At 68.9% G+C, this 12,557-nt stretch carries 15 protein-coding genes; 11 read left to right on the forward strand and 4 right to left on the reverse strand.

Annotated features, from left to right (window positions below; translation table 11 throughout):
* Positions 1-47 precede the first annotated feature (47 nt).
* From atpA to H4281_RS12090, 6 genes are all read left to right on the forward strand, one after another.
* Positions 48-1,685, forward strand: coding sequence for a F0F1 ATP synthase subunit alpha (gene atpA / locus H4281_RS12065; RefSeq protein ID WP_182890977.1), 1,638 nt, complete (start codon positions 48-50; stop codon positions 1,683-1,685).
* Positions 1,686-1,696: 11 nt separating this feature from the next.
* Entirely contained in the window at positions 1,697-2,629 is a 933-nt protein-coding gene (locus tag H4281_RS12070; RefSeq protein WP_182890978.1) for a F0F1 ATP synthase subunit gamma, read from the forward strand.
* Entirely contained in the window at positions 2,629-4,056 is a 1,428-nt protein-coding gene (gene atpD / locus H4281_RS12075) for a F0F1 ATP synthase subunit beta (RefSeq protein WP_182890979.1), read from the forward strand. Before H4281_RS12070 ends, atpD begins: the two co-directional genes overlap by 1 nt.
* A gap of 114 nt (positions 4,057-4,170) precedes the next feature.
* Entirely contained in the window at positions 4,171-4,536 is a 366-nt protein-coding gene (locus H4281_RS12080) for a F0F1 ATP synthase subunit epsilon (protein ID WP_009082582.1), read from the forward strand.
* Positions 4,537-4,563: 27 nt separating this feature from the next.
* Positions 4,564-4,998 carry a DUF2550 domain-containing protein gene (locus tag H4281_RS12085; protein ID WP_037815359.1) on the forward strand — a complete coding sequence of 145 codons (435 nt, stop codon included), beginning with the start codon at positions 4,564-4,566 and terminating at the stop codon, positions 4,996-4,998.
* A gap of 89 nt (positions 4,999-5,087) precedes the next feature.
* Positions 5,088-5,258, forward strand: a complete 171-nt coding sequence (locus tag H4281_RS12090; RefSeq protein ID WP_182890980.1) for a hypothetical protein — start codon at positions 5,088-5,090, stop codon at positions 5,256-5,258.
* On the opposite strand, the gene H4281_RS12095 is transcribed toward H4281_RS12090, so the two are convergent.
* On the reverse strand, positions 5,259-6,299 hold the full coding sequence (locus H4281_RS12095; RefSeq protein WP_182890981.1) for an alpha/beta fold hydrolase: 1,041 nt from the start codon (positions 6,297-6,299) through the stop codon (positions 5,259-5,261).
* Positions 6,281-6,847, reverse strand: a complete 567-nt coding sequence (locus tag H4281_RS12100; RefSeq protein ID WP_182890982.1) for a cob(I)yrinic acid a,c-diamide adenosyltransferase — start codon at positions 6,845-6,847, stop codon at positions 6,281-6,283. Before H4281_RS12100 ends, H4281_RS12095 begins: the two co-directional genes overlap by 19 nt.
* Before the next feature lie 61 nt (positions 6,848-6,908).
* On the opposite strand from H4281_RS12100, the gene murA reads away from it, so the two are divergent.
* Together murA and H4281_RS12110 are read left to right on the forward strand one after the other, a co-directional pair.
* Entirely contained in the window at positions 6,909-8,183 is a 1,275-nt protein-coding gene (gene murA, locus H4281_RS12105) for a UDP-N-acetylglucosamine 1-carboxyvinyltransferase (protein ID WP_182890983.1), read from the forward strand.
* A gap of 45 nt (positions 8,184-8,228) precedes the next feature.
* Positions 8,229-8,492, forward strand: a complete 264-nt coding sequence (locus H4281_RS12110; RefSeq protein WP_246411749.1) for a PDDEXK family nuclease — start codon at positions 8,229-8,231, stop codon at positions 8,490-8,492.
* Between the two features lie 215 nt (positions 8,493-8,707).
* Here H4281_RS12110 and H4281_RS12115 read toward each other — a convergent pair whose 3' ends face one another.
* On the reverse strand, positions 8,708-9,298 hold the full coding sequence (locus H4281_RS12115; RefSeq protein ID WP_220507147.1) for a TetR/AcrR family transcriptional regulator: 591 nt from the start codon (positions 9,296-9,298) through the stop codon (positions 8,708-8,710).
* Positions 9,299-9,391: 93 nt separating this feature from the next.
* Here H4281_RS12115 and H4281_RS12120 point away from each other — a divergent pair, with 93 nt between their 5' ends.
* The 3 genes from H4281_RS12120 to H4281_RS12130 are packed head-to-tail and all read left to right on the forward strand — an operon-like array spanning position 9,392 to position 11,773.
* Positions 9,392-9,787 (forward strand): nuclear transport factor 2 family protein, encoded by a 396-nt coding sequence (locus H4281_RS12120; RefSeq protein ID WP_182890985.1) that lies wholly within the window; start codon positions 9,392-9,394, stop codon positions 9,785-9,787.
* On the forward strand, positions 9,780-10,586 hold the full coding sequence (locus tag H4281_RS12125; protein WP_182890986.1) for an NmrA family NAD(P)-binding protein: 807 nt from the start codon (positions 9,780-9,782) through the stop codon (positions 10,584-10,586). The genes H4281_RS12120 and H4281_RS12125 overlap by 8 nt, the downstream gene beginning before the upstream one ends.
* Positions 10,583-11,773, forward strand: a complete 1,191-nt coding sequence (locus tag H4281_RS12130; RefSeq protein WP_182890987.1) for an alpha/beta hydrolase family protein — start codon at positions 10,583-10,585, stop codon at positions 11,771-11,773. The genes H4281_RS12125 and H4281_RS12130 overlap by 4 nt, the downstream gene beginning before the upstream one ends.
* Positions 11,774-11,815: 42 nt before the next feature.
* Here H4281_RS12130 and H4281_RS12135 read toward each other — a convergent pair whose 3' ends face one another.
* The gene (locus H4281_RS12135; RefSeq protein ID WP_182890988.1) at positions 11,816-12,445 is read right to left on the reverse strand and encodes a LysE family translocator; all 630 of its coding nucleotides are present in this window, start codon (positions 12,443-12,445) and stop codon (positions 11,816-11,818) included.
* Positions 12,446-12,557 lie beyond the last annotated feature (112 nt).

Consider the following 12,557-nt stretch of genomic DNA (forward strand, 5'->3'; position numbering starts at 1 on the left):
AACAGACTTTGCACACTGGACAGAACAGAAGCGAGAGCGGGAACGAAATGGCGGAGCTGACGATCTCCTCGGACGAGATCGCCCACGCGATCGAGAATTACGTCTCGAGTTACGCCCCTTCGGTGGAGCGGGAAGAGGTCGGCGTCGTCGCCGACGCCGGCGACGGCATCGCCCACGTCGAGGGGCTGCCCTCGGCCATGGCCAACGAGCTGCTCGAGTTCCCGGGCGGCGTGCTGGGCGTGGCGCTGAACCTGGACGCGCGCGAGATCGGCGCCGCGATCCTCGGCGACTTCGAGAGCGTCGAAGAAGGCCAGCAGGTCAAGCGGACCGGCCAGGTCCTCTCGGTGCCGGTCGGCGACGGCTACCTCGGCCGCGTGGTCAACCCTCTCGGCCAGGCCATCGACGGCCTCGGCGAGATCGAGACCTCCGGCCGCCGCGCCCTGGAGCTCAAGGCCGCCTCGGTGGTCGAGCGCCAGCCGGTGACCGAGCCGCTGCAGACGGGCATCACCGCGATCGACTCGATGACCCCGATCGGCCGCGGCCAGCGCCAGCTGATCATCGGCGACCGCAAGACCGGCAAGACCGCGGTCGCGGTGGACACGATCATCAACCAGAAGGCCAACTGGGAGACCGGCGACCCGAAGAAGCAGGTTCGCTGCATCTACGTCGCGGTCGGCCAGAAGGGCTCCACGATCGCCTCGGTGAAGACGGCGCTCGAGGACGCGGGCGCGATGGAGTACACCACCATCGTCGCGGCCCCGGCCTCGGACTCGGCGGGCTTCAAGTGGATCGCCCCCTACACCGGCTCGGCCATCGGCCAGCACTGGATGTACGAGGGCAAGCACGTCCTCATCGTGTTCGACGACCTGACCAAGCAGGCGGACGCCTACCGCGCGATCTCGCTGCTGCTGCGCCGCCCGCCGGGCCGCGAGGCGTTCCCCGGCGACGTCTTCTACTTGCACTCCCGTCTCCTCGAGCGCTGCGCGAAGCTCTCGGACGAGCTGGGCGCCGGCTCGCTGACCGGCCTGCCGATCATCGAGACCAAGGCGAACGACGTGTCGGCCTACATCCCGACGAACGTCATCTCGATCACCGACGGCCAGTGCTTCTTCCAGTCGGACCTCTTCAACTCGGGCCAGCGCCCGGCCATCGACGTGGGCATCTCGGTGTCCCGAGTCGGCGGTGCCGCGCAGGTCAAGGCGATGAAGAACGTTTCGGGTTCGCTCCGCATCGACCTGTCGCAGTACCGCGAGCTGGAGGCGTTCGCCGCCTTCGCCTCGGACCTCGACGACGCGTCGAAGGCGCAGCTCGAGCGCGGCGCCCGGCTGTACGAGGTGCTCAAGCAGCCGCAGTACTCCCCGGTCCCGATCGAGGAGCAGGTCGCCACGGTGTTCCTGGGCACGGGCGGCTACTACGACTCGGTCCCGACCGAGGACGTGCGCCGGTTCAACCAGGAGCTGCTCGAGTCGACGCGGCGCAAGCACCCCGAGGTGCTGGGCGCGATCCGCGACACCGGCAAGTTCGAGGACGACACCCGCGACGCGCTGATCGCGGCGGTGAACGAGTTCAAGAAGGAGTTCACCACCTCCGAGGGCAAGCCGCTCGAGTCGAACGCCGACGCGATGGACGCCGAGAAGGTCGGGCAGGAGACCGTCAAGGTCAACAAGCCCGCTCCGAAGAAGTGAGCTGGTAGCCGATGGCCGCACAACTCCGGGAGCTTCGCTCTCGCATCAAGGCGACGAAGTCGATCAGCAAGATCACCAAGGCGATGGAGCTCACCGCCACCGCCCGGATCAGCAAGGCGCGGGCGAAGGTCACCGCTTCCCGGCCGTACGCGGAGGAGATCACCAAGGTCCTCTCCGCGCTGGCCGGCGCGGCGGCCAATCTCGACCACCCGATGCTGGTCGAGCGCGCGAACCCGAAGCGGGTCGCGGTGCTCGTCGTGACCAGCGACAAGGGGCAGTGCGGCGGTTACAACTCCAACGTGCTCCGGGCGACCGAGGAACTCCTCGCGCTGCTGCGGTCGGAGGGCAAGGAGCCCGAGGTCTACGTGACCGGCAACAAGGGGCTCGGCTACTACCGCTTCCGCGGCCGCGAGGTCGTCAGCAGCTGGACCGGGTTCTCCGACCGGCCGTCCTACACCGACGCGGTCGAGGCGGGCGAGACGCTGGTGAACCGGTTCCTCGCCGGCACGTCCGCGGGCGAGGGCGACGGTTCCGACGGGGTGGACGAGGTCCACGTCGTCTACACCGAGTTCGTGTCGATGCTGACGCAGCGGCCGGTGGCCAAGCGCGTCGCGCCGCTCGAGGTCGAGTACTCCGAGGGCGAGGACGAGAAGCCCGCCGGCCTGCTGCCGAGCTACGAGTTCGAGCCGAGCGCCGACAAGCTGCTCTCCGCGCTGCTGCCGAAGTACATCAACACCCGGCTCTACGCCGCGCTGCTGGAGTCGGCGGCGTCCGAGCTGGCGGCGCGCCGCACGGCGATGAAGGCCGCTTCGGACAACGCGAACGAACTGGTGAACACGCTGACGCGGGAGGCGAACCAGGCCCGGCAGGCGCAGATCACCCAGGAGATCTCCGAAATCGTCGGTGGCGCGAACGCGCTCACCGCAGCAGGAAGTGATGACTGATGACCAGTACTGAAGCCCCGCGCGCCAAGGGGCGCATCGTCTCGGTGACCGGGTCGGTCGTCGACGTCGAGTTCCCGCGCGGTTCCATCCCAGACCAGTTCAACGCGCTCAAGGTCGAGATCGAGTTCGAGCAGCTGCGCAAGACGGTGACCCTCGAGGTCGCGAGCCACCTCGGCGACAACCTGGTGCGCACGATTTCGCTGCAGCCGCAGGACGGTCTCGTCCGCGGCGCGGAGGTCACCGACACCGGCGGCCCGATCACCGTGCCGGTGGGCGACAAGGTCAAGGGCCACGTCTACAACGCGCTCGGCGAGTGCCTCGACGTGCCGGGCTACGGCGACGACCTCGAGCGCTGGGGCATCCACCGCAACCCGCCCGCCTTCGACCAGCTCGAGGGCAAGACGGAGATGCTGGAAACCGGCCTGAAGGTCGTCGACCTGCTGACCCCGTACGTGCAGGGCGGCAAGATCGGCCTGTTCGGCGGCGCGGGCGTGGGCAAGACGGTGCTGATCAAGGAAATGATCACCCGTGTCGCCCGGAACTTCGGCGGTACCTCGGTGTTCGCCGGCGTCGGCGAGCGCACCCGTGAGGGCAACGACCTCTTCCTGGAGATGTCCGAGGACGGCGTCATCAACGACACCGCCCTCGTGTTCGGCCAGATGGACGAGCCGCCGGGCACGCGTATGCGCGTCGCGCTGTCCGCGCTGACCATGGCGGAGTACTTCCGCGACGTCCAGAACCAGGACGTGCTGCTGTTCATCGACAACATCTTCCGGTTCACCCAGGCCGGTTCCGAGGTGTCAACCCTGCTGGGCCGCATGCCTTCGGCCGTGGGCTACCAGCCGACGCTGGCGGACGAGATGGGCCAGCTGCAGGAGCGGATCACCTCGACCCGGGGTCGTTCGATCACCTCGATGCAGGCGATCTACGTGCCCGCGGACGACTACACCGACCCGGCCCCGGCGACGACGTTCGCCCACCTGGACGCCACCACGGAGCTTTCCCGCGGCGTGTTCCAGAAGGGCATCTTCCCGGCGGTGGACCCGCTGGCGTCGACGTCGACCATCCTCGACCCGGCGATCGTCGGCGAGGACCACTACCGCGTCGCCTCCGAGGTCATCCGGATCCTGCAGAAGTACAAGGAGCTGCAGGACATCATCGCGATCTTCGGCATGGACGAGCTTCCCGAAGAGGACAAGCTCACCGTGCAGCGGGCGCGCCGGATCGAGCGGTTCCTGTCCCAGAACATGCTGGTGGCCGAGGCCTTCACGCAGATCCCGGGCTCCACGGTGCCGCTGGCCGAGACCATCGAGTCGTTCGACCGCATCACCAAGGGCGACTTCGACCACTACCCGGAGCAGGCGTTCCTGGGTATCGGCGGGCTCGAGGACCTCGAGAAGAAGTACCACGAGATCACCGGCAAGTGAGTGCGTGAGACCGGCGGGGGCACTGTCCATTGTGGACATCGGCCCCCGCCGTTCTCGTAACCGAAGCAAGACCTATTACACTCGGTGGTGACACCCCGAGCGAAGGAGTGCTACGTGGCTGAGATGTCCGTGGAGCTGGTTGCCGTCGAGCGCCGGCTCTGGTCGGGTACCGCCACCTTCGTGGTGGCGCAGACCACCGAGGGCGAGATCGGCATCATGCCCGGACACGAGCCGGTGCTGGGCCAGCTCGTCGAGGGTGGCGTGGTGAAGGTGAACACGACGGACGGCGACGTGCTGACCGCCGCGGTGCACGGCGGATTCCTGTCCGTCACCGCGACCGGCGTGAGCGTGCTCGCGGAGAGTGCCGAACTGTCCGACGAAATCGACGTGGCCGCCGCGAAGGCAGCCCTCAGCACCGGCGACGAGGCCGAGCGGACAAGGGCCACGGCCCAGCTCCGCGCGGCTGGACAGTCGGTCTGAGCGGACTAGACGGGCAGGAGCCGGGCCGTGCAGATCGCTGTGGTGGTGCTAGTGCTCCTGATCGTGCTCGTCGTCGTGGTCGGCTGGTACGGCCAGCGGTGGATCCGGATGCGCCGCGGCGGCGGCGTGAGCGTGGCGCTGCGGTGGCGTCCGGACAGCCCGCGGTCGAGCTGGCATCTCGGCCTCGGCCGGTACGAGGGCGAGAAGTTCGTCTGGTATCGCGTGTGGAGCCTGCGCACCGGCCCGGATCGCGTGTTCCAGCGCGAAAGCATGCAGATCGCCGACCGGCGGGACCCGTCCGGTTCCGAGGCGTACGCGGTGCCTGAGGGCTCGACGGTGCTGCGATGCGAGTCCTCGGACCAGGAAGCGATCGAGATCGCGATGGGACCGGGTGCGCTGACCGGGTTCCTGTCGTGGCTCGAATCGGCTCCGCCGGGGCGAAGGCTGCCGCGAGCGTCGTGAGTTTTCAGCCGGGCCCGCCACCGTGGATGCGGTGGCGGGCCCGGTTTTTGCTTCTCGTGCGGCAGGTCGGCCGGGGCTACGCTGGACGCATGGACGCCCGAGAACGGGAAGACCGCGCCCGCCGCTGGCAGACCCTGCCGGAACCGGTGCGGCTCGAGGACCTCACCGCCGCCCAGGCTGTCGAGCCTGGCCGGGATTCGACGTGGGACGTGGATTACGAGCGGTACTGGGCCGCGCACGAGGCCGGCTGGGCCCGGTAGTCAGAGCCGTCGGGTGACGGAGCGGACGATGTCCGTGAATCGTGCGGGTTTCTCGCCGTGCACGTTGTGCCCGCTGTCCACCCGGACGACCTGGACGTCGTTGACCAGCGAGGCGATCCGCCGCGCGTCCTCGGCGTCGATCGCCCCCTGAAGAACGCCGTCCTCGCCGTACTTCCAGTTCGCGTGGACGAGAATCGCGGGAACCTCGATCTTGCGCAGCGTCGCCTCGTGGTCGAAGCCCTCGTCCCACGCGCCGGTGTAGAACGCGTCGCCGAAACGCGGGTCGTAGAGCTCGATCGCGCGCTGCATGTCGTTCCAGCTCGGCGGCATGAAGAACAGCGTGATCGGCCGGTCCGGATGCTTGGACCGCTGCTTGAGCCCGGAGCGGATGATGCGTTCCGCGCCGTCGCCGAAGAAGTCCCACAGTTTCTGGTGCGCGAAGAGATAGGCGCCCCAGTCGGATTCGCCGGACTCCAGATACGTGTGGCAGGCCGTGGCGAGGTCGACCCAGTTCCAGGTCTTCTCCGCCCGCGGCAGCAGAGTGGTGAACAGCGGCGGGTCCTCCAGCACGACCGCCCTCACCAGATCCGGCCGGTTGCCGGCGAGCCAGGCCGCCAGCTGGCCGCCCGACGAATGCCCGGACACGACGACCCGCGCGCCGATGACCTCCTCGACGAACCGGGCCAGGTCGGCGCCGACCGCTGCCGCCGTGTACTTCTCCGGCGTCCGCGCGGACTGGCCGTGCCCGTGGACGTCGACCGCGTAGACCGTGAAGTCCCGCGCCAGGTCCGGCAGCACGCGCGCGTAGCTGTGCCAGTCGACGGCCTGGCCGTGGATCAGCAGCAGCGGCGGCTTGGCACCCGCCGGGCCTTGGGCGTAGTGCAGCTTCGAGCCGGTGACCACCACGTCGTGTTCGGTGAACCCGGCCCGCCGGGTACGGGCCAGTGCCCAGCTGTACGTCTTGAGGTTGCGAGCCGCCCAGCCGCCGGCGGCGAGGACTGCCGCGGCGGGAACGGAGGCGATCAGCCGCCCGGCTGCCACAGTACGTCGCCTTCCGGATTGGCCAGCCGGGCGAGGATGAACAGCAGGTCCGAAAGCCGGTTGAGGTACTTGGCCGCGATCGGGTTCGAGGTGTCCGGCTCGGCCTCCATCAGCGCCCACGCGGACCGTTCCGCGCGGCGGGAGACCGTGCGCGCCTGGTGCAGGAACGCCGCGCCAGGGGTGCCGCCGGGAAGGATGAACGACGTGAGCTTCGGCAGCCGCTCGTTGAACTCGTCGCACCAGCCTTCGAGCCGTTCCAGGTACGCCTCGGTGATGCGCAGCGGCTCGTACGGCGGGTCTTCCTGGATCGGCAGGCACAGGTCCGCGCCGACGTCGAAGAGGTCGTTCTGGATCCGGCGCAGCACGGCGGCGATCTCGTCGGAGAGCCCGCCGAGCGCGATCGCCAGGCCGAGCACGGAATTGGCCTCGTCGGTGTCGGCGTAGGCGGACAGCCGGGCCGAAGTCTTGGGCACCCGGGAACCGTCGCCGAGCGCGGTCGTGCCGCTGTCGCCGACCTTCGTGTAGACCCGGTTGATACGAACCACCATACGTTCGACTCTACCGGCCCGGGTTCGGGCAAAACTGGGCGAGAGGGCATGATTGGCGGCCATGAGCGAGCACTTCGACGTGCATGGCGGAGCCCGGCTGGTCGGCGAGGTCGACGTGGTCGGCGCCAAGAACAGCGTGCTGAAACTGATGGCCGCGGCACTGCTGGCCGAAGGCACCACGACCATCACGAACTGCCCGCAGATCCTGGACGTCCCGCTGATGGGCGACGTCCTGCGCAGCGTTGGCTGCGAGGTGGAGATCGAGGGCGACACGGCGCGCATCACGACGCCCGCGGAGCTGTCGCATCGCGCCGATTCGGCGGCGATGGGCAAGCTGCGCGCCTCGGTGTGCGTGCTGGGCCCGCTGGTCGGCAGGCTGAAGCAGGCGGTCGTCGCGCTGCCCGGCGGCGACGCGATCGGCCAGCGTCCGCTGGACATGCACCAGAACGGCCTCCGCAAGCTCGGCGCGACGAGCACCATCGAGCACGGCTGCGTCGTCGCGAAGGCCGAAACGCTGGTGGGCACCCAGATCTGGCTGGACTTCCCGAGCGTCGGCGCGACCGAGAACATCCTGATGGCGGCTGTGCTGGCCGAGGGCACGACGGTGATCGACAACGCCGCCCGCGAGCCGGAAATCGCCGACATCTGCACGATGCTGACCGAGATGGGCGCGAAGATCGAGGGCGCGGGCACCTCGACCCTCACCGTCCACGGCGTCGAGGCGCTGCACCCGACCGAACACCGCGTGATCGGCGACCGCATCGTCGGCGCGACCTGGGCGTTCGCCGCCGCGATGACCCGCGGCGACCTGACCGTGCGCGGCGTGAACCCGCACCACCTCGACCTGGTCCTGGACAAGCTCCGCCTGGCCGGCGCGGAGGTGACCACCTACGACGACAAGGGTTTCCGGATCGTCCAGCCGGAACGCCCCAAAGCGGTCGACTGGGTGACGCTGCCGTACCCCGGTTTCGCCACCGACCTGCAGCCGTTCGCGGTCGCGCTGTCCGCGGTGTCCGAGGGCACGTCGATGATCACGGAAAACGTCTACGAGGCGCGGTTCCGGTTCATCGAGGAGATGATCCGGCTGTCCGGCGACGCCCGCACGGACGGCCACCACGCGGTGGTCCGGGGCGTGGAGAAGCTGTCGAGCGCGCCGGTGTGGGCGTCGGACATCCGCGCCGGGGCCGGGCTGGTGCTGGCCGGGCTGTGCGCGGACGGCGTGACTGAGGTGTGGGACGTGTTCCACATCGACCGCGGGTACCCGCATTTCGTGGAGAACTTGAACCGGCTGGGTGCGCGGATCGAGCGGGTGACGGGGGAGCCGGAGCGGGCGTAGACAAGGTCCGTGCCCTGGGTCTGCCAGTGAGGAACGGGGTTGGAGATGACTGCGCTGCCCGACTGGATGGTGCTTCCGCCCGGAGGCCTGACCGTGGCCGATTACGAGGCACTCGACGAAGAGATCTGCCGTACCGTCGAAATTGTCGACGGAGCAATAGTCGTGAACCCGGCCCCTCGCCGCATGCATCAGAGAATCATTCGGCGGCTGTCTTACGAACTCGAAACCGCCTGCGGCAGCGATCTCGCCGTCGAGTTCGATGTCGACCTCCGGCGTCGAGGTAATGTCGCCAGGATCGATCACTGTTGATCAGATCGACAAACCCGCTGAGTACGCGGCCGCCGGAATTCCGCAGTTCTGGCGGATCGAGAACACCACCGACGAGGTCGGCGGGCTCACGGTCTTCTGCTACCGGCTCGACGCCACCACCCGCTCGTACGTTCCGACCGGCGCGCACCAGGGCACTTTCCAGGTCGCCGCTCCGGTCGAGGTGTCCCTGGAGCTGAAACCCTCCGGTAAGCCGGTTACGCGCTTAACGCGCGCACCACCAAATCCGTCACCTGATCCAAATACCCTTCCTCGGCCGGAACCCCGCGCACGATCAACCGCCAGTAAACAATCCCCGCCCCCATGTCCAGGGCCAGTTCGAGATCCGTATCCGCCGGGATCTCCCCGCGCTCGATCGCCCTGGTGAACACCGCCCGGTTGATCGCCCGCCGCGGTCCGCCGATGGTCTCGCGGGCGAACTCGGCCATTTCCGGGTTTCGGCGGGCCTCCGCGATCAACCCGGGGAAGATCCGCGAAAACCGCGGATGCGTGATCCATTCGTAGAGCGCTTCCAGCGTCGCCCGGATATCGCCACGCAGGCTGCCGGTGTCCGGGTCCGCCGCGCGGGCCAGGCTGAACTCCGCGATGACCGCGCCGATCATTTCGTCCTTCGACGGCCAGCGCCGGTACAGCGCGCTCTTCCCGACCCCCGCGCGTTTCGCGACCGCTTCCATCGACAGCCTGCCGAAGCCGACTTCGGCGAGTTCGTCGATCACGGCTTCGGTGATGGCGCGGGTGACGTCGGGCTGCAGAACGGCAGCCCCGGTCGGGGTCCGGCGGGTCGTCATGCCGGTGAGCATAGCGTGTGGACGAGACGGTCCCGTCCCGTGTACGTTGACGACGAGACGGTACCGTCTCGTCCGATCCTGAGGAGGGGCTCGATGACACTCATCGATCACGCGCTCGACCTGCTGGTCCAGCACGACATGGCCGGATTCCTGCAGTTGTTCGCCGAGGACGCCGTGACCGAGTTCCCGTTCGCCGCGCCCGGGCGGCCCGAGCGCGTGGAAGGCCGCGCGGCCCTGGCCGAGTACCTGAGCGACTATCCGAACCTGCTCGACCACCGCGAGGTCGTCGCGAAGACCGTGCACCAGACGACCGACCCGGAGGTCTCGATCGCGGAGTTCGAACTGGCCGGCATCGCGGTCGCCACCCAGAAGCCGTACCGCCTGCGCTACGTCGTGGTTTTGACTGTCCGCGACGGCCTGATCCGCCGCTACCGCGACTACTGGAGCCCGCTCGCCGTTACCGAGGTGCTCGGGGTGCCGGGTGTCTGACGTCCTCGTGCTCGGCTCGACCGGCACCACCGGCAGTCGCGTCGTGCGCGGGCTCGAAGCCGCCGGTGTACGACCGCGCGCGGCGACCCGGAATCCCGTTGAGCCAGGCCAGATCCGGTTCGACTGGGACGAGCCCGCGACGTACGGTCCGGCGCTGGACGGGGTCTCGGCGGTCTACCTGATCGCCCCGGTCGGGACTGAGCCGCAGCCGCTGGTCGAGGCGTTTCTCAAGCACGCGCCGGACGCACGCGTGGTCCTGCTCAGTTCGTCCGCCGTGGACGAGCACACCCCGGTGGTGGGCGGTCTGCCCGGCCTGGTCCGCCGTCAGCCGGGCTGGGCGGTGTTGCGGCCGTCGTGGTTCATGCAGAACTTCACCGCCGGGCACCTCGTCGGCGAAAGCGCCCGCGCGGGCCGGATCGTGACCGCGACCGGCGACGCCCGGGTGGCGTTCGTCGACGCGGGCGACATCGCCGCGGTCGCCGTCCGCGCGCTGCTCGATCCGGAACCGCACAACACCGACCACCTCATCACCGGTCCGCGCGCGCTCAGTTACGCCGAAGCGGCCGAGATCGTCGGGAAACGGCTCGGCCATCCGGTCGTGCACGCCTCGGTTTCGCCTTACGAGTACCAGCAATTCCTGGTCCGCGACGGCCTCCCCGAGTCGTACGCCGAAATGCTCGCCTTGCTGGACGAGGCGATCCGCGGCGGTGCCGAGGACCGCGTGACCGACACCGTCGAGCGGGTCACCGGGCGACCCGCCCGTGACTTCCGCACCTTCGCGAAAGAGGAGATCCGATGAAGCCGCTGCTGTTCGAAGACGACCCGCAGTTCTGGTTCGAAACCCTGATCGCGCTTGGCGAGATCGCATACGGGGGCGCGGATTTCGGCGAGATCGTCGCGACCGCGTCGAACATCAAATCCGGTGACTACGACAGCTGGCACGACGCGTGGCTCGCCACCGCCGAGCGGCTCTACGCCGAGGCCGCCACCATGCATCCGATCAGCGCGCGCGACGCGTACCTGCGCGCCTCGACGTACTATCGCCGCGCCGAGTTCTTCTTGCACGGCAACCCGGAAGACCCGCGAATCAACTACGCCTACGAGCGCAACGTCGAGTGCTTCCAGCGCGCGGTGGAGACGCTCGACCACGTCGAACGGATCGAAATCCCCTACGACGGCCACGTCTTGCGCGGCTACTTCTACCGCGCTCCCGGCGACGGTCCGAAGCCGCTTCTGGTGGTGCACAACGGTTTTGACGGCAGCGCCGAGGACCTGCACTTCATGGGCGCGACAGCGGGCCAGGAACGCGGCTACCACGTGCTGACCTTCGACGGCCCCGGCCAGCCCAGCGCCGTCCACCGCGACGGAATGCTGTTCCGCCCGGACTGGGAGCACGTCGTCGGCCAGGTGCTCGACTACGCCCTCGCGCTCCCCGGCGTGCTCCCGGAGAAGGTCGCCCTGATCGGCTGGAGCCTCGGCGGGATGCTCGCGCCGCGCGCCGCCGCGTTCGAACCGCGGCTGTCGGCCGTCGTCGCGGTGGACGGGCTCTTCGACGCCGGTGCGGCTTTCGTGCAGCAACTCCCGTGGGACCGCGACGAGATCGTCCGCCGCGCGAACGCACCGGAGGACCCTGAACTGGATGCCTTTCTAGCCGCTGCGAAGGAGCAGAGCCCGACCGTCCGCTGGGCATTGGGCCACGGCCGCTACGTGATGGGCGGCGCGTCCGATCGCGAGTTCCTGGCGAAGTATCTCGAATACCACCTCTTCGACGGCGTGGCCGAGCGCATCACGTGCCCGGCGCTGATCTGCGACGCGCCGGAGGACCTGTTCTTCACCGGCCAGCCGCAGCAGCTGTACGACCGGATCAGCGGCCCGAAGAAGCTGCTGAACTTCACCGCGGAGGAGGGCGCGGACGCGCACTGCCACGTCGGCGCGATGCGGCTCGCGAGCGGCCGGATCTACGACTGGCTGGACGACGTGCTGTGAGGCCTCGTGAGTGTTAGTTCCGGTTCTGACCGGCGTGAACACTCACGAGGATTCCAGGGCCAGTGCCGCGCCGAACCCGACCAGCGCGGTGCCGGTCACCCCGTCCAGCGCGCGGCGGACCTTGCGGCGGCTGAGCCACGCGCGGACCCGGTGCACGAAGAACAGCAGGACCAGCAGCCAGATCGTGCCCAGCACGGCGACCGTGTACGCGAGCACCAGCGCGTCCCAGGTCGTCGTGCGCACCGGGTCGAGGAACTGCGGCAGCACCGACAGGTAGAGCACCAGCACCTTGGGGTTCGTGATGTTCGAGAGGAACCCTTCGCGCCACCGCCGGAAGCCGCTGGTGCGCCTGCGCTGGGTGTCGGCGACCGCGTCGTAGTTGCCGCGCCACGCACCGCGCAGCGCCTGGAAGCCGAGGTACAGCAGGTACGCCGCGCCGAGCCACTTGAGCGTGAGGAACACCGGCTGCGAACGGGCGATGACGACGCCGAGCCCGAGCGCCGCCGCGGTGCCCTGGACCGCGTTGCCGGCGAAGATGCCCGCCGTGGCCAGCAAGCCGCCGCGCGCCCCGCCGGACAGCGCGTTCTTCAGCATCACCATCGTGTCCGGCCCCGGCGCGAGCACGATGAGGACCACGATCACCAGATAACTGCCGTATCCGCTCCACGTCACGTCTGACCACGGTAGATTCCGGATCGGCCGGCGTCTCGCGGATTTCCGTCACAGTGCTTTCGGCCAGCGGGCAACCCGGGTGAACCGGACGGCGTGTTCTCTTCGGGAGCGA

This window comes from Amycolatopsis dendrobii (assembly GCF_014145675.1).
Taxonomy (GTDB): Bacteria; Actinomycetota; Actinomycetes; order Mycobacteriales; family Pseudonocardiaceae; genus Amycolatopsis; species Amycolatopsis dendrobii.

Coding starts and splice junctions, on each gene's coding strand:
- H4281_RS12100 (WP_182890982.1), bottom strand. CDS start 6,847: ATGGTGGTTCGTATCAACCGGGTCTACACGAAGGTCGGCGACAGCGGC.
- atpA (WP_182890977.1), top strand. CDS start 48: ATGGCGGAGCTGACGATCTCCTCGGACGAGATCGCCCACGCGATCGAG.
- H4281_RS12115 (WP_220507147.1), bottom strand. CDS start 9,298: ATGACGACCCGCCGGACCCCGACCGGGGCTGCCGTTCTGCAGCCCGAC.
- H4281_RS12110 (WP_246411749.1), top strand. CDS start 8,229: ATGACTGCGCTGCCCGACTGGATGGTGCTTCCGCCCGGAGGCCTGACC.
- atpD (WP_182890979.1), top strand. CDS start 2,629: ATGACCAGTACTGAAGCCCCGCGCGCCAAGGGGCGCATCGTCTCGGTG.
- H4281_RS12090 (WP_182890980.1), top strand. CDS start 5,088: ATGGACGCCCGAGAACGGGAAGACCGCGCCCGCCGCTGGCAGACCCTG.
- H4281_RS12130 (WP_182890987.1), top strand. CDS start 10,583: ATGAAGCCGCTGCTGTTCGAAGACGACCCGCAGTTCTGGTTCGAAACC.
- murA (WP_182890983.1), top strand. CDS start 6,909: ATGAGCGAGCACTTCGACGTGCATGGCGGAGCCCGGCTGGTCGGCGAG.
- H4281_RS12070 (WP_182890978.1), top strand. CDS start 1,697: ATGGCCGCACAACTCCGGGAGCTTCGCTCTCGCATCAAGGCGACGAAG.
- H4281_RS12120 (WP_182890985.1), top strand. CDS start 9,392: ATGACACTCATCGATCACGCGCTCGACCTGCTGGTCCAGCACGACATG.